Below are 15,069 nucleotides of genomic sequence, written 5' to 3' on the forward strand. Positions count from 1 at the left end.
CCCGTTTCAGACGGCATTTCAGCCCATGCCGTCTGAACGCCGACACACTCACAAGGAGAACCGTTATGGCTGTCAACCTGACCGAAAAAACCGCCGAACAACTGCCCGACATCGACGGCATTGCCCTCTACACCGCCCAAGCAGGCGTGAAGAAGCCCGGGCATACCGACCTGACACTGATTGCCGTAGCCGCCGGCAGCACCGTCGGTGCAGTCTTCACGACCAACCGTTTCTGTGCCGCGCCCGTCCACATCGCCAAATCGCACCTTTTCGACGAAGACGGCGTGCGCGCCCTCGTCATCAACACGGGCAACGCCAACGCGGGTACGGGCGCACAGGGCAGAATCGATGCTTTGGCAGTGTGTGCCGCCGCCGCCCGGCAAATCGGCTGCAAACCGAACCAGGTGCTGCCCTTCTCCACCGGCGTGATTCTCGAACCGCTGCCCGCAGACAAAATCATCGCCGCCCTGCCCAAAATGCAGCCTGCCTTCTGGAACGAAGCGGCACGCGCCATCATGACCACCGACACCGTGCCCAAAGCCGCCTCGCGCGAAGGCAAGGTCGGCGACAAACACACCGTCCGCGCCACCGGCATCGCCAAAGGCTCGGGCATGATTCATCCCAATATGGCGACCATGCTCGGTTTCATCGCCACCGATGCCAAAGTTTCCCAACCCGTCCTCCAACTGATGACGCAGGAAATCGCCGACGAAACCTTCAACACCATCACCGTTGACGGCGACACCAGCACCAACGACAGCTTCGTCATCATCGCCACCGGCAAAAACAGCCAAAGCGAAATCGACAACATCGCCGACCCGCGTTACGCCCAACTCAAAGGATTGTTGTGCAGCCTCGCGCTCGAACTCGCCCAAGCCATCGTCCGCGACGGCGAAGGTGCGACCAAGTTCATCACCGTCCGCGTCGAAAACGCCAAAACCCGCGACGAAGCCCGCCAAGTTGCCTACGCCGTGGCACGTTCGCCGCTGGTCAAAACCGCCTTTTTCGCGTCCGACCCCAACCTCGGCAGGCTGCTCGCCGCCATCGGTTATGCAGGCGTTGCCGACCTAGACACCGACCTTGTGGAAATATATCTCGACGATATTTTGGTTGCCGAACACGGCGGACGCGCCGCAAGCTACACCGAAGCACAAGGGCAGGCGGTGATGTCGAAGGACGAAATCACCGTCCGCATCAAGCTGCATCGCGGACAAAGTGCCGCCACCGTCTATACCTGCGACCTTTCGCACGGATACGTCTCCATCAACGCCGACTACCGTTCCTGACCCGACACGGCTTCAGACGGCATACATAAAATGCCGTCTGAACTGCCGGACAACATACCATGACCTCCACACTCCCCCGCCGCCTCGCCCACAAAATCCGCCAAACCCGCCGCCTGTCGCGCAAAAGCATCGCCTTTGTGTTCCTTCTGGCAGGTTCGGCACTCGTCGCCCTGACCGCGCTGTTTTTTGCCCATCTTGCCGACTACGCCCTCGAACTGAACGCCAAACTGGTTCAACAATACCCGTGGTTCGCGTGGATTGCCCTGCCGCTGGGATTACCCGCCATCACCTGGTTTACACGCAAATATGCGCCATACACATCGGGCAGCGGCATCCCCCAAGTCATCGCCTCGCTGTCGCTGCCCTACGGCGCGCAAAAAACACGGCTGATCCGCCTCAAACCGACACTGCTGAAAATCCCGCTCACCTTTTTGGGTATGCTGTTCGGCGCGTCCATAGGACGCGAAGGCCCGTCCGTTCAGGTCGGCTCGGCAGTGATGGGGGCGTGGGGCGCGTGGTGCAAAAAACACGGTTTGGCATTCAAAGGGATGCAGGAAAACGATTTGATGGCGGCGGGCGCGGCAGGCGGTTTGGCAGCCGCGTTCAACGCGCCGCTGGCGGGCGTGATTTTCGCCATTGAGGAACTCGGGCGCGGCATTATGCTGCGCTGGGAGCGGCAGATTCTTTTGGGCGTGCTCGCCTCCGGTTTCATACAGGTTGCCATTCAGGGCAACAACCCGTATTTTTCGGGTTTCAACGGCGGCGTGTTGGAAAATATTTTGATGTGGGTCGTGGCGGCGGGGCTGGTTTGCGGCGCGGCGGGCGGCCTGTTCGGACGGCTGCTCTATCAGGGTGCGGCGGCATTTGCACCACGCAAGATACGCGGCTTCATCCGCAACCATCCGCTGCTGCTGGCGGCACTGATGGGGCTGCTGCTCGCCCTGCTCGGCACGTTCTACCAAGGCAAAACCTACGGCACCGGCTACCACGAAGCCGCCCAAGCCCTGCACGGCATCTACGAAGCCCCCTTCGGACTCGCCGCCGCCAAATGGCTCGCCACCGTATTCAGCTATTGGGCAGGCATTCCGGGCGGCATTTTCACTCCCTCGCTGACCATAGGCGCGGTTTTGGGCGAGCATATCGCCGCCATCGCCGACATATCGCAGGGTGCAAACATCATCGTCCTCATCTGCATGGCGGCATTTTTAGCGGGCGCGACACAATCGCCGATTACTTCCGCCGTCGTCGTCATGGAAATGACGGGCGGACAAAGCCTGCTGTTTTGGATGCTGATTGCCTGCATTTTCGCCTCGCAGGTTTCGCGCCAGTTTTCGCCGCGTCCGTTCTACCACGCATCGGGAATGCGCTTCCGCCAGCGCGTGCTTCAGGAAACCGCCGTCCAAACCGGCAATGCGTCCGCAAAGCCGCAAGCCGCAAACAGCAAAACAGGAATGCCGTCTGAAAATTAAAACGCCCCCAATCAAACGCCGGCAGCCGCCCCTTCACACAGCCGGGACGGGACGCAGGGCAAACCGCCTTGATTCGGATACCGTTCCGCCGCCGCTTGAAACTTCAGCAACAATGCCGTCTGAACGACAGAATGCGGTTTTCAGACGGCATTTCCCCATCCCGATATTGCCCGAACCCAACCAAAGCGTTTGCTATAATTTCATTTTTACCCTAACCGCACACAAATATGTCCCCCGACTTCGCCCAAACCCTCTCCAAAGACCGCCACTTCCTGCAATCCGCCTTCAAAAATCCCAACAAATATGGCGGCTTGTCCAAAGTCGAAGAAAAATACCGAAAATCGCATGAAATCTTTTTGAAGCGTTTGGCCGCATTGCCCAAACCCGAGTTCGACAATACCCTGCCCGTTCACGAGAAGCTCGAAGAAATCAAAAAAGCCATTGCCGAGAATCAGGTAACGATTATTTGCGGCGAAACCGGTTCGGGCAAAACCACGCAGTTGCCCAAGATTTGTTTGGAACTCGGGCGCGGGGCGGCAGGCTTGATCGGGCATACCCAGCCGCGCCGTTTGGCCGCGCGCTCAGTGGCGGAGCGGATTGCCGAAGAATTGAAATCGGAAATCGGCAGCGCGGTCGGCTATAAAGTGCGTTTTACCGACCACACCTCGCGCGATGCCTGCGTCAAGCTGATGACCGACGGCATCTTGTTGGCGGAAACCCAGACCGACCGTTATCTCGCCGCCTACGACACGATTATCATTGACGAAGCGCACGAACGCAGTCTGAACATCGACTTCTTGCTGGGCTACCTGAAACAGCTTCTGCCGCGCCGCCCCGATTTGAAAGTTATCATCACCTCGGCAACCATAGACGCAGAACGCTTCTCCCAACACTTCAACGGCGCGCCTGTACTGGAAGTGAGCGGGCGTACCTATCCTGTTGAAATCCTCTACCGACCGCTGACCGGCAAAGGCGAAGACGACGCGGAAGTCGAGCTGACCGACGCGATTGTCGATGCGGCCGACGAATTGGCGCGCTACGGCGAAGGCGATATTTTGGTGTTCCTGCCGGGCGAACGCGAAATCCGCGAAGCCGCCGAAGCCCTGCGCAAATCCACGCTGCGCCGCAACGACGAAATCCTGCCCCTGTTCGCACGCCTGTCGCACGCCGAACAGCACAAAATCTTCCACCCCTCAGGCGCAAAACGCCGCATCGTGCTGGCAACCAACGTCGCCGAAACCTCGCTTACAGTGCCGGGCATCAAATACGTCATCGATACCGGCCTCGCGCGTGTCAAACGCTATTCCGCACGGGCGAAAGTGGAGCAGCTTCATGTCGAAAAAATCTCCCAAGCCGCCGCCCGCCAACGCTCCGGCCGCTGCGGCCGCGTCTCCGCAGGCGTGTGTATCAGACTGTTTTCAGAAGAAGATTTCAACAGCCGCCCCGAATTTACCGACCCCGAAATCGTCCGCAGCAACCTCGCCGCCGTCATCCTGCGCATGGCAGCGTTGAAACTCGGCGATGTGGCGGCATTCCCGTTTTTAGAAATGCCCGACTCGCGGTATATCAATGATGGGTTTCAGGTGTTGCTGGAATTGGGGGCGGTGGAGGTCGTCTGAAAACAGGCTGCCTGAAAATAAAAAGCAGCCTGCACCTTTTGAAAACCAAGTGCAGGCTGCTTTTTAGGGCACACGATTAATCCAACCAACCGTATTTCCCTTCGTTGAATTCGCGCACGCTTTCAACCAACTCTTCCTGTGTGTTCATCACAAACGGGCCGTAGGCGGCAATCGGTTCGTCAATCGGTACGCCCGAGAGCAACAGGATTTCGGCGGGTTTACCACCGGTGTTGCGGATGCGGATTTCGCCCGCCTCGCGCTCGAATACGGCCAGCTGGGTTTCGGCGGCGCGTTGGCTGCCGTTGAGTTCCACTTCGCCGTGGCGGATGACCAAGGCGAGATTGTGGTTTTCGGGCAGACTGAAAACCTGTTCCGCGCCGGGGTTTACGGTTACGTCCCACACGTTCATTTCGGTAAACGTATCTGCCGCGCCGCGCCTGCCTTGGTATTCGCCCGCAATGATGCGCACGCTGCCGTCTGCAACCACGGGGATGGTGTCCGCGCTGATGTGCTGGTAGCGGGCGGGGGTGCGTTTGTGTTCGCGCGGCAGGTTGACCCAAAGCTGCGCCATTTCAAACGTGCCGCCGCGAGCGGAAAATTCGGGGCTGTGGAATTCGTTGTGGACAATGCCGCCACCTGCGGTCATCCACTGCACATCTCCCTGTTTGATAACGCCGCCCCCGCCGCTGCTGTCGCGGTGGGCGACTCCGCCCGCATAGGCAATGGTTACGGTTTCAAAGCCCCTGTGGGGGTGTGCGCCGACACCGCGCGGGGAGGCTTGGTTGGGGGCGAATTCCATCGGGGCGGCGTAGTCCAGCATCAGGAAGGGGCTGGTTTGTTTGTCTTCGCCCATGTGGGAAAACAGCGGAGCGACTTTGAAGCCGTTACCGACCCAGTGGGTTTGCGGGGCATTATAGATTTGTTTGATGTTACGCATGGTGTTTTCCTTTCTTGGTGCGTAGTGGTAGGGGTGCAGGCTGCTTTTCGGGTGTTTCAGGCAGCCTGAAACGGACGTTTTCAGAACGACGAGCCTTCCTGTTGCAGAAATTCCAACTCTTCCGCCGTACTGTCGCGGCCGAGTACGGCGTTGCGGTGCGGGTAGCGGCCGAAGCGGTCGATGATGGCTTTGTGCTGTTCTTCATGCACCAAAGCGTGAGCAGCGTGTTCGGTGAAGAGTGCCAGCGCGAGAACGTGGATTTTGCGGCTTTCGCTGTGCATCAGCGGCATCAGCATCATGTGCCGCCATGTGTCGGGCAGGCCGGAAAATCCCGGTTGCGTGGCGGCTTCCTGTGCCAGCACTTGCGCCATAGCGTCGCAGGCGAAGGCTTGCGGGTTGTTGCGGAACAGGTTACGCGAGAATTGGTCCAGCACGATGATTTCCGCCAGGCGGCCGTCAAACGTGGCGCGCCATTCGTACAGTTCGGCGCGGGCTGCCTGTTGCCAAAGGTCGGCAAAGCGGCTATGGATGGCTTGGTCGAATTCAGCGCTTTTGGCAAACCAGAAGGGGCGGTTTTCTTCGGCGAACCAAAAATCGAGTACGGTTTGCGGGGTCATGGAATGTCCTTTCTTTACGGATAATGGGATGCAGGCTGCTTTTCGGGTTTTCAGACAGCCTGAAAAATCTTACGGCATGCCCGCTGCCTGTGCGTCGCGCAGTTTGGAAGGGGTAACGTCGCGGCCGTCGGGGTCGATGACGGTAACGCTAGCCAGATGCGCTTTCAATTGGCCGGTTACGGCTTGGATGTAGCTCTGGCGTAGGATGTCGCGCTCGGCAAGTTCCTCTGCGGTCAATGCGCGGGTTTTGGCGGTGCGTGCCAGTTCGTTGATGCGGTCAAGTTCTAAAATACGCATGATTTTATCCTTTCTTCTCGATATATTTTGTTGCGTTGGAGCGTATTGTATAGGTAGAATTATTTTAAACAAGTACGCACATTTTTTATACTGTGAAGAAAAGCACAATGGCCATTGAAAATATTGAAGATTATCCCGAACGCTGCCCTGTTCACACCGTGCTCGACCTCATCGGCGGCAAATGGAAGGTACTGATTTTGTACCACCTGATGGACGGCACGCGCCGCTTCAACGAACTGCAACGCTGTATGCCCACCGTTACCCAGCGGATGCTGACCCTGCAACTGCGCGAACTGGAAGCGGACGGCATCGTCCACCGTGAGGTGTATCCGCAGGTGCCGCCCAAGGTGGAATATTCGTTGACCGCTTTTGGCCGCACGCTCAAACCTGTCGTCCGCTCCATGCACGACTGGGGAGAGGCACACGCGGCGGAGTGTGCAGAACACAAAAAGGCCGTCTGAAACGGCATCCCAGCAAAACCAAACGCATATCCAGCATTCCCCAATAGCACTAAAAGCAGCCTGCACTTTTTTCAGACGGCCTGCTTTTTCGTAATTACCAGTTAAAACAATATGATGCAAAACAGCTTCTCCCAGCAAGTCGCCCCTCCCCGATACCGCCTGACCAAACTCGGCGAACAAATGGCGCGCCTGCCCATCGACCCGAAAATCGCGCGCATTTTGTTGGCGGCGAAGAAGCACGACTGCATGGCGGAAATATTGGTGATTGCGTCCGCGTTGTCGATTCAAGACCCACGCGAACGGCCGCTGGAGGTACGCGATGCCGCCGCCAAGGCGCACGAGCGTTTTACCGACAAGCAGTCCGATTTCCTTGCCTACCTGAACATTTGGGACAGCTTCCAGCGCGAGCGCGACAAAGGTTTATCCAACAAGCAGCTGGTGCAATGGTGCCGCCAATATTTCCTGTCGCACCTGCGGATGCGCGAATGGCGCGAATTGCACCACCAGCTTGCCCAAACCGCGATTGAAATGGGTTTGACCACCAAAGAAGCCGCGTTTAGACAACCTCCTTCCCAAGAACAATTAAGGCCGTCTGAAAGCCAAGGCGACCAAGATTTAGCGGCCAAACTCAAACAAAAACAACTGGATAAGAAACAACACCGCGCCCAAATCCGCGCCGCAAAAGAAGCCGGCTACGAACAAATCCACCGTGCCCTGCTGACCGGCCTTATCGCCAACGTCGGCATGAAATCGCCCGACGGCAACGACTACACCGGCGCGCGCGGCAGCCGTTTCCACCTTTTCCCCGCCTCCGCCCTGTTCAAAGCCAAACCCAAATGGGTGATGGCGGCAGAACTCGTTGAAACAACAAAGCTTTATGCTCGCGACGTAGCCGCCATCCAGCCCGAATGGATCGAGCAGGAAGCCCCGCACCTCGTCCGCTACCACTATTTCGAGCCGCACTGGGAACAAAAACGCGGCGAAGTCATCGCCAGCGAACGGGTTACGCTCTACGGCCTGACCGTCTTGCCGCGCCGCCCCGTGTCCTATGGCAGAATCGCCCCCGAAGAAGCCCGCGAAATCTTTATCCGCAGCGCGTTGGTGGCGCAGGAATGCGATTTGAAAGCGGAATTTTTTGTCCACAACAAAAAGCTGATTAAGGAAATTACCGAACTCGAACACAAATCGCGCAAGCAAGACGTATTGGTCGATGACGAAGCCTTGTTTGCGTTTTATAACGAACGGCTGCCCGATTTTTATACGGCGGACGCGGTTTCAGACGGCATCAAAACACAAATGCCGTCTGAAAAACGCAAACCCCTCCCCCTTGCCGATATCCGCACCTTTGAAGCCTGGCTCAAAACCGCCGAGCGCAACAATCCGCGCCTGCTGTTCCTCAGCCGCGACGATTTGATGCAACACGCCGCCGCGCACATTACCGAAGAGCAATTCCCAAAATTCTGGCAAACCGCAGACGGCAAATTCAAACTCAGCTACCGCTTCGAGCCGCACCACCCGCTCGACGGCGTGACCATGACCGTGCCTCTGACCGTCCTCAACCGCCTACACGCGCCGTCGCTCGAATGGCTGGTGCCCGGTATGTTGCGCGAAAAAATCCAGCTGCTGATTAAAGCCCTGCCGAAGCAAATCCGCCGCATTTGCGTGCCCGTCCCTGATTTCATCACCAAATTCCTCGAAAGCAATCCCGACCGCCAAGCGGCCATCATTCCCCAGTTGGCGCACTTTATCGCCAGAAGCACCGGCGATATGCGGATTCTCGAGCAAATCGACCAAGACGCATGGGCGGCGCAAGAGTTGCCCGAACACTGCTATCTGAATCTGCGCATTATCGACGACGGCGGACAAGAGCTTGCCGACGGTCGCAAACTGTACGAATTGCAACAACAACTCGGCCAAGCCGCCGCCGTCACCTTCCGCGACAACACCCAAGAATTCGAGCGCGACAACGTTACCACATGGGACATCGGCACCCTGCCCGAATCCATCAAATTCGCCCGCGGCAAACAACAGCTCACCGGCTACCTCGGCCTGCAAAAAGAAAAAGACGGCCGCATCGCCCTGCGCCTGTTCGACACCATAGAAGCTGCCGAACAGGCACACCGTCAAGGCGTAATCGAATTGATGAAGCTGCAATTAAAAGAGCAGGTAAAAGATTTGAACAAAGGCATCCAAGGCTTCACCCAAGCCGCCATGCTGCTCAAACACATCAACGCCGACACCCTGCGCGACGACTTCACCCAAGCCGTCTGCGACCGCGCCTTTATCGGCGAAGACGAGCTGCCGCGCAACGAAAAAGCCTTCAAAGAACAAATCAAACGCGCCCGCAGCCGCCTGCCCGCCGTCAAAGAAGCCCTCAGCCGCTACCTGCAGGAAACCGCAGCCGCCTACGCCGAACTCAACGGCAAACTCGGCAAACACCCGCTCACCCACCTCCTAAGACTACGCCTGCAAACCCTGCTTGCCCCCGGCTTCGCCACCCGCACCCCGTGGGCACAATGGCCGCGTCTGCCCATCTACCTCAAAGCCATGACCCTGCGCCTCGAAAAATACAGCAGCAACCCCGCCCGTGACGCAGCCCGCGAAGCCGATATTCAAGAACTGGAACAAATGTGGCAGGAAAAAACCGACAGTTTGGTAAAACAAGGACAACCCGTTTCAGACGACCTCGCCGCGTTTAAATGGATGATTGAAGAATTGAGAGTATCGCTGTTTGCACAGGAATTGAAGACACCGTATCCGGTGTCGGTGAAGAGGTTGTTGAAGGCGTGGGAAAATATCAACTTGACTAAAATTGTGCCATAATAAAAGTCATACTTTCTAAACAAATAAGGAATTTAAGATGTGTAAATCTTATAAAGAAAAAATTCAAACTAAAATTGATATCCTGAGTAAAATGTTACCAATCGACACAGAAATTCAAGTTTCTGGGAAAATTCCTACTTCTGTGTCTTCTGAATTTATCACAAACAGGGAACAAGGCGATTGGGCAGAACGAGTAGTATCGAATGCAATAAACCAAAATGAAAACTATATTGCTGTCAAATATGGTCGTTCTGAAGAGTTGTCTGCAGGAGATGATGGTTTTAAAGAGTTCTATTCAGATTACCAAAACGAACTTAATAATATTGGGAAATTACCTGACTTGTTAGTATTTAAGAAAGCTGATTATTTCCCAGGAATTGAAAAAGACGATGACAGTATTAAGAAAGCTATTTGTGCCATAGAAGTTAGATCAAGTAGTTTTCTTATTGATAAATATAATAATTTCATGATTGATAGGAATCACATCGCTAGCAATAAAATAGAAACCTTACGAGAAAAAATTTTTAACAGCGAAACCCTTAATTCACTGTTATTATCTAAAAATAAAGTTATCTATGATATATTGAAAAATTCAACCATTGATGAATTTAAAAATGGAGCAACATTTAAATTTAGAAAACTGTCTTCCACTCCAGATTTAGTTAAGCTATCAGAAATCCTAAAAGAAATTAAAGACAATATAAAAATTATTCAAAAAAGAGACTATTTGAGCATTACTCCAAAACTTGAGGATATTGCACTAGTAAATAGATGGATTCAACATTTTGATGTCCCCCATTATTATTTACAAGTATTTTTTGATAAGGCTTATATTATTTCTTTTGATGATATTTTGAACCTGAGTTCTGATCACAATAATGAAGGAAGAAAATTCTCAATCGAAAAAGATACAAAAAATCAAGGAAAAACCACAATAAAAATTGATGTGAACACTCAAGAATCTAAACTAATTATAGATGAGATTTCTATGCCTAGACACTATTCCAACATGAAAGAACTTGATAGAGGAAGGCTTCTCTTCTATATAAAATTTGATGATAGTAATTCTAAATTAAGTAATCATATTTTAGAGGAAGTATTTAATGAATATTCAAGATAATTATATTCAGAGCATTCCTTTATCTCATAGAAAATCATTCTGCCAGTTTTATACGCCTCATAAAGCTGCAGATTTAATGATGTCTTGGCTAATGGAGATTTCTCCTGATAGTATTTATGACCCTGCTTTTGGGATGGGGGCATTTTATAAATCTGCGAGAAAGAATAATTATAAAGGGTTATTTATTGCTGATGAATTAGATAATATTTCATTTAATTTCTATAAATCAAATACAATTATGGATAAAAATTTAGATTTAAGAAATACTGATTATTTCCTAGAATGGTCTAATAAGTATGATGCAATTATATGCAATCCCCCCTACTCTAGATTTCAAAAATTTAAAAATCGTTCTAATGTATTTAATAAATTAAAAAATATATTTGGAAAACATATTTCTGGTCACACCAATATTTCTTCCGCATTTTTATTAAAATCCATATCCGAATTAAAACAAGGCGGCAGACTTGCCTATATTATGCCTGTAGAATTTTTAAGCACTAGATATGGAGAAACTGTGAAAGAAATAATGCTTGAACAAGGACATATTTATGAAATAATTTATATTCAAGATGAGGATAATACTTTTAAATCCGTTACAACTACTGCATGTATAGTATTATTTGAAAAAACTATTCCCAAATCGAAAATTACTAAATTTTCTGTAATCACTGATGCTACTCATTTTAACATTGACTCTTTAAAAGAAATATATCTTGACGACCTAAATCCAAAAGATAAATGGCTACCATTGTTTTATGCGAAAAACGACGAAATAAATGATTTTCGTGATTATGAATTAGAATTCAAAGACTTTGTTAGATTATCAGAATACGGAAAATTTAAACGTGGTATTGCAACAGGAGCTAATGAGTTTTTTTCATTGAATAAATCACAAATAAATGACTATAATTTAAAAGAAAATGAAATATCAATATGCATATCGAAGAGTACACAGATAAAGACCCCTATTTTTACTTCATCAAGTTTGGAAGAGCTAATTAATAATGATTCTTCTATTTTTATTTTCAATCCTAATAGTGACGGTAATTTATCAAAAAGTGCATTGAATTATATATCCTATGGAGAAAGTAAAAATTATCATAACCGATACTTGACAAAAAATAGAAAAAAGTGGTTTTCTCTTGAACAAAGAAAGATAGCTCCTATTTTATTTGGAGTTTTCTCAAGAGATGGCTATAAGATAGTAAGAAATAAAACATCTGCTTTGAATTTAACTTGTTTTCATGGCTTTGAACCAACAGAATTAGGCAGATCATATATAGATAAGATATTTATCTTTCTAAAATCTGAATTAGGGTTTAAACTACTCTCAAAAAATAAAAGGAAATATGGTAAAAATTTAGATAAATTTGAACCATCTGATTTGAATTCGATACTTCTCCCATCTCCTGATAAATTTGATTTACTTCCAATGGACATTGTATTGGATGAAATGGATTATGTTCAGACTAATGGAAAAATTTCTATGAAAACGAATAATTTGATTTACAAATTATTTTGTAATATCTAACTATAGTTTCATAGAAGTACATTATCGTAGCCTAATCTAGCCACGTGTACCTTTCGACACACACTCCATACAAATCACATAAACTAAAAATTCTTGTGTGTAGAGCGTGTGCGGATAAATACACTCTTTCTAAACTACACCCTTTCCACTCAAACCAAAGGTCGTCTGAAACCCATTTTCAGACGACCTTTTACCACTTTGCCAAACAAGAATTTCCGCTGCCCTCTCCCCAAACGAGACCTTTGCAAAATTCCTTTTCCCCCAACAGCCGAAACTCCAACACAGGTTTTTGGCTGTTTTTGTTTCAAATATCCACTGATTCTACCCCAATACCCCCTTAATCCTCCCCGGATACCCGATAATCAGGCACCGGGCCGCCTTTTAGGCGCAAACAGGCACACTTAGCCTGTTAGCGGCTTTCAACAGGTTCAAACACATCGCCTTCAGGTGGCTTTGCGCACTCACTTTAATCAGCCCGAAATAGGCTGCCCGCGCATAGCGGAATTTACGGTGCAACGTACCGAAGCTTTGTTCGATCACATAACGGGTTTTCGATAAATAGCGGTTGCGTTTGGTTTGCGCCTCCGTCAGCGGACGGTTGCGGTGGGCTTTGCGCATAATGCCGTCCAACAACTGATGTTCTTCCAGATGTTGCCGGTTTTCCTCACTGTCATAGCCTTTGTCGGCATAGACGGTCATACCTTTAGGTAACCCTTCCAACAAAGGCGACAGGTGTTTGCACTCATGGGCATTGGCGGGAGTGATGTGCAGTTTCTCGATATAGCCTTCCGCATCGGTACGGGTATGTTGTTTGTAACCGAGTTTGTAGAGGCCGTTTTTCTTTATCCAACGGGCATCGCTGTCTTTACTCGGTGTGGTTTGGCCGCTGACTTGTCCTTTGTTATCGACTTCTATAGCCTGACGCTGTTTGCTGCCGGCAGTTTGAATAATGGTGGCGTCAATGACGGCGGCGGATGCTTTCTCTATTTTTAGGTTTTTTTCAGTCAGTTGGCAGTTAATCAGTTTGAGCAATTCGGACAGGGTATCGTCTTGCGCCAGCCAGTTGCGGTAGCGGCATAAGGTGCTGTAATCGAGGATGCTCAGTTCGTCGAAACGGCAAAACAGGTTGAAGTCGATGCGGGTAATGAGGCTGTGTTCGAGTTCGGGATCGGAGAGACTGTGCCATTGTCCGAGCAGGACGGCTTTGAACATGGACAACAGGGGATAGGCGGGACGGCCGCGGTGGTCTCGAAGGTAACGGGTTTTTTGACGGTTCAGGTATTGTTCGATCGGTTGCCAATCAATCACTTGATCCAACTTCAATAGTGGGAAGCGGTCGATGTGTTTGGCAATCATGGCTTGTGCGGTTTGCTGAAAGAAGGTGCTCATGGAAAATCCCCTAAATGTCTTGGTGGGAATTTAGGGGATTTTGGGGAATTTTGCAAAGGTCTCCAAACGTCTCCCGAACCAGTAAACTCCCCATATTTCAACAACTTCTTGGAAGCCAACCATGCCCCGTATCCACCCGCTCCACCTGTTCCCGCCCCACATCGCCGAACGCGGCCTGTTGTATTTCCAGCAGGGCAAGGTTCGCGATGTCCAAAAAACTTCTGCCGGGCGTTATCGGGCGGAGGTGTGCGGTTCGGAAAACTATTCGGTATAGCTGAAGCTGGATAGTGATTTGTACATTAAGGACGGGGGCTGCGATTATCCTTATGTCTAAGAGTGCAAATATACCTTAACTTACTATATTGCATAGGAAAAATACAAGCCTATAACGAGTTGGAAACAAAATGCCGTCTGAAAACATCTTCAGACGGCATTATAAAATCTGTTTAATAATGTACACCCCTATACAATTTCTGCTACCATGCCCCATAAATCCACGGCTAAAGATATCCTTATTATGTCCTATGATTTATCGAAACGACTTGTAATCGGCTTAGCATCAAGCGCCCTATTCGACTTATCCGAATCGGATAATATATTTAGAACGGAAGGGGCAGAAACCTATAGGCAATATCAGAGGGAAAAACAAAACCATCCCCTAAAAAAGCGTTGTCTTTCCATTTATCAAAAACTCTGTCAATCAATGAAATAAACCCAAACGACCCACCGATTGGGTTTATTCTTTTATCCGGAAACAATCCAGATACGGATTACGGGTCATAACTATAGGCTTAATATTACACGATTCTTATTCCCTCAAGGCGGAAACCCGTACAAATACTGAAACACTATCGATTGATTTGTAAACAAGCCTACTTAAGTAACTTGCAGTCCTTATCATTTCCTTTAAAATAATCCAACCCGTCATTACACGAACTGGCAGACTTCTTGCAAATAAAGGTTACTAGATTTTCATTCATCTTAATAATAAAAGGATTTTTATCTTTATCTATGGCTACCGCCTTCAACATAAATTTACTGTCTAAAGCCCCGCGCGCGATTCCATTCAAACGGATACAAAAGCCTTCTGCCTCTTTAATCGGCAAACTTGGCCATTTGGTAGATGTTTGTTTAAACCTCCCATTCTGCAGATAAAACTTTTCCATAAAATGTGCATTTTCTAACAAGGCTGCCCGCACTGCATTTATCTTTGCTTTCTCAACATAATTGCGATAGCTCGGATAAACGATTAAAGCAAGTACAGACAATATCAAGACCACTGATATTAATTCAACCAGCGTAAATCCCCGATTATCAGTCATTACTTTACTTCCAATAAGAACAGATTATTCAACATACTTCTTTGAACAGACTTACTATCCCATTCAGCAGTATGCATATTTCCCACTCTATTTTTTAGCCGCAGGCGTTGCCGGTTTGGCGGGGGCTTTGGGTGCGGGCGCGCCGACCGAAGCCTGGTCCTTCAGCTTCGCCAGCACCGCCGGGCCGATGCCCTT

14 protein-coding genes and 1 pseudogene are annotated in these 15,069 nt (G+C 50.1%); 9 read left to right on the forward strand and 6 right to left on the reverse strand.

Features of this window, described 5'->3' with window-relative positions; genetic code table 11:
* Positions 1-65 precede the first annotated feature (65 nt).
* From argJ to hrpA, 3 genes are all read left to right on the forward strand, one after another.
* Positions 66-1,286, forward strand: a complete 1,221-nt coding sequence (gene argJ / locus Q9J32_RS08220; protein ID WP_301883782.1) for a bifunctional glutamate N-acetyltransferase/amino-acid acetyltransferase ArgJ — start codon at positions 66-68, stop codon at positions 1,284-1,286.
* Between the two features lie 59 nt (positions 1,287-1,345).
* On the forward strand, positions 1,346-2,755 hold the full coding sequence (locus tag Q9J32_RS08225; RefSeq protein ID WP_301883783.1) for a chloride channel protein: 1,410 nt from the start codon (positions 1,346-1,348) through the stop codon (positions 2,753-2,755).
* Positions 2,756-2,982: 227 nt separating this feature from the next.
* Positions 2,983-4,374: an ATP-dependent RNA helicase HrpA gene (gene hrpA, locus Q9J32_RS08230; protein ID WP_301883786.1), complete on the forward strand. Its 1,392-nt coding sequence runs from the start codon at positions 2,983-2,985 to the stop codon at positions 4,372-4,374.
* 76 nt (positions 4,375-4,450) lie between these two features.
* Here hrpA and Q9J32_RS08235 read toward each other — a convergent pair whose 3' ends face one another.
* The 3 genes from Q9J32_RS08235 to Q9J32_RS08245 form a co-directional block, all read right to left on the reverse strand.
* Positions 4,451-5,311 carry a pirin family protein gene (locus tag Q9J32_RS08235; RefSeq protein WP_301883788.1) on the reverse strand — a complete coding sequence of 287 codons (861 nt, stop codon included), beginning with the start codon at positions 5,309-5,311 and terminating at the stop codon, positions 4,451-4,453.
* Positions 5,312-5,391: 80 nt separating this feature from the next.
* Positions 5,392-5,928: a DUF924 family protein gene (locus tag Q9J32_RS08240; RefSeq protein ID WP_301883791.1), complete on the reverse strand. Its 537-nt coding sequence runs from the start codon at positions 5,926-5,928 to the stop codon at positions 5,392-5,394.
* Between the two features lie 69 nt (positions 5,929-5,997).
* Positions 5,998-6,225: a DUF896 domain-containing protein gene (locus Q9J32_RS08245; protein ID WP_301883792.1), complete on the reverse strand. Its 228-nt coding sequence runs from the start codon at positions 6,223-6,225 to the stop codon at positions 5,998-6,000.
* A 107-nt stretch (positions 6,226-6,332) separates the two neighbouring features.
* On the opposite strand from Q9J32_RS08245, the gene Q9J32_RS08250 reads away from it, so the two are divergent.
* From Q9J32_RS08250 to Q9J32_RS08265, 4 genes are all read left to right on the forward strand, one after another.
* Positions 6,333-6,686: a winged helix-turn-helix transcriptional regulator gene (locus tag Q9J32_RS08250; RefSeq protein WP_301883793.1), complete on the forward strand. Its 354-nt coding sequence runs from the start codon at positions 6,333-6,335 to the stop codon at positions 6,684-6,686.
* A 111-nt stretch (positions 6,687-6,797) separates the two neighbouring features.
* Positions 6,798-9,509, forward strand: coding sequence for a DUF3418 domain-containing protein (locus Q9J32_RS08255; protein ID WP_301883796.1), 2,712 nt, complete (start codon positions 6,798-6,800; stop codon positions 9,507-9,509).
* Positions 9,510-9,546: 37 nt separating this feature from the next.
* Positions 9,547-10,629: an AccI family restriction endonuclease gene (locus tag Q9J32_RS08260; RefSeq protein ID WP_301883799.1), complete on the forward strand. Its 1,083-nt coding sequence runs from the start codon at positions 9,547-9,549 to the stop codon at positions 10,627-10,629.
* The gene (locus Q9J32_RS08265; protein WP_301883801.1) at positions 10,613-12,163 is read left to right on the forward strand and encodes an HsdM family class I SAM-dependent methyltransferase; all 1,551 of its coding nucleotides are present in this window, start codon (positions 10,613-10,615) and stop codon (positions 12,161-12,163) included. Before Q9J32_RS08260 ends, Q9J32_RS08265 begins: the two co-directional genes overlap by 17 nt.
* Before the next feature lie 381 nt (positions 12,164-12,544).
* Here Q9J32_RS08265 and Q9J32_RS08270 read toward each other — a convergent pair whose 3' ends face one another.
* Entirely contained in the window at positions 12,545-13,552 is a 1,008-nt protein-coding gene (locus tag Q9J32_RS08270) for an IS5 family transposase (RefSeq protein ID WP_301883805.1), read from the reverse strand.
* A gap of 121 nt (positions 13,553-13,673) precedes the next feature.
* On the opposite strand from Q9J32_RS08270, the gene Q9J32_RS08275 reads away from it, so the two are divergent.
* Positions 13,674-13,826, forward strand: a complete 153-nt coding sequence (locus Q9J32_RS08275) for a hypothetical protein (protein WP_301883808.1) — start codon at positions 13,674-13,676, stop codon at positions 13,824-13,826.
* 243 nt (positions 13,827-14,069) lie between these two features.
* Entirely contained in the window at positions 14,070-14,264 is a 195-nt protein-coding gene (locus Q9J32_RS10120) for a 5'-nucleotidase (protein ID WP_369415176.1), read from the forward strand.
* A 160-nt stretch (positions 14,265-14,424) separates the two neighbouring features.
* Here the strand turns inward: Q9J32_RS10120 and Q9J32_RS08280 are convergent, their stop codons facing one another.
* The gene (locus tag Q9J32_RS08280) at positions 14,425-14,874 is read right to left on the reverse strand and encodes a type IV pilin protein (RefSeq protein ID WP_096123570.1); all 450 of its coding nucleotides are present in this window, start codon (positions 14,872-14,874) and stop codon (positions 14,425-14,427) included.
* Between the two features lie 87 nt (positions 14,875-14,961).
* Positions 14,962-15,069, reverse strand: a pseudogene (locus Q9J32_RS08285) (helix-hairpin-helix domain-containing protein); the annotation flags it as partial.

The organism is Neisseria uirgultaei (genome assembly GCF_962719845.1).
Lineage (GTDB): Bacteria > Pseudomonadota > Gammaproteobacteria > Burkholderiales > Neisseriaceae > Neisseria > Neisseria bergeri.

What these genes read in the sequence shown, in the direction of transcription:
- Q9J32_RS08270 (WP_301883805.1), bottom strand. Translation starts at nt 13,552, where the DNA reads ATGAGCACCTTCTTTCAGCAAACCGCACAAGCCATGATTGCCAAACAC.
- Q9J32_RS10120 (WP_369415176.1), top strand. Translation starts at nt 14,070, where the DNA reads ATGTCCTATGATTTATCGAAACGACTTGTAATCGGCTTAGCATCAAGC.
- Q9J32_RS08260 (WP_301883799.1), top strand. Translation starts at nt 9,547, where the DNA reads ATGTGTAAATCTTATAAAGAAAAAATTCAAACTAAAATTGATATCCTG.
- hrpA (WP_301883786.1), top strand. Translation starts at nt 2,983, where the DNA reads ATGTCCCCCGACTTCGCCCAAACCCTCTCCAAAGACCGCCACTTCCTG.
- argJ (WP_301883782.1), top strand. Translation starts at nt 66, where the DNA reads ATGGCTGTCAACCTGACCGAAAAAACCGCCGAACAACTGCCCGACATC.
- Q9J32_RS08275 (WP_301883808.1), top strand. Translation starts at nt 13,674, where the DNA reads ATGCCCCGTATCCACCCGCTCCACCTGTTCCCGCCCCACATCGCCGAA.
- Q9J32_RS08240 (WP_301883791.1), bottom strand. Translation starts at nt 5,928, where the DNA reads ATGACCCCGCAAACCGTACTCGATTTTTGGTTCGCCGAAGAAAACCGC.
- Q9J32_RS08265 (WP_301883801.1), top strand. Translation starts at nt 10,613, where the DNA reads ATGAATATTCAAGATAATTATATTCAGAGCATTCCTTTATCTCATAGA.
- Q9J32_RS08280 (WP_096123570.1), bottom strand. Translation starts at nt 14,874, where the DNA reads ATGACTGATAATCGGGGATTTACGCTGGTTGAATTAATATCAGTGGTC.
- Q9J32_RS08250 (WP_301883793.1), top strand. Translation starts at nt 6,333, where the DNA reads ATGGCCATTGAAAATATTGAAGATTATCCCGAACGCTGCCCTGTTCAC.
- Q9J32_RS08255 (WP_301883796.1), top strand. Translation starts at nt 6,798, where the DNA reads ATGATGCAAAACAGCTTCTCCCAGCAAGTCGCCCCTCCCCGATACCGC.
- Q9J32_RS08235 (WP_301883788.1), bottom strand. Translation starts at nt 5,311, where the DNA reads ATGCGTAACATCAAACAAATCTATAATGCCCCGCAAACCCACTGGGTC.
- Q9J32_RS08225 (WP_301883783.1), top strand. Translation starts at nt 1,346, where the DNA reads ATGACCTCCACACTCCCCCGCCGCCTCGCCCACAAAATCCGCCAAACC.
- Q9J32_RS08245 (WP_301883792.1), bottom strand. Translation starts at nt 6,225, where the DNA reads ATGCGTATTTTAGAACTTGACCGCATCAACGAACTGGCACGCACCGCC.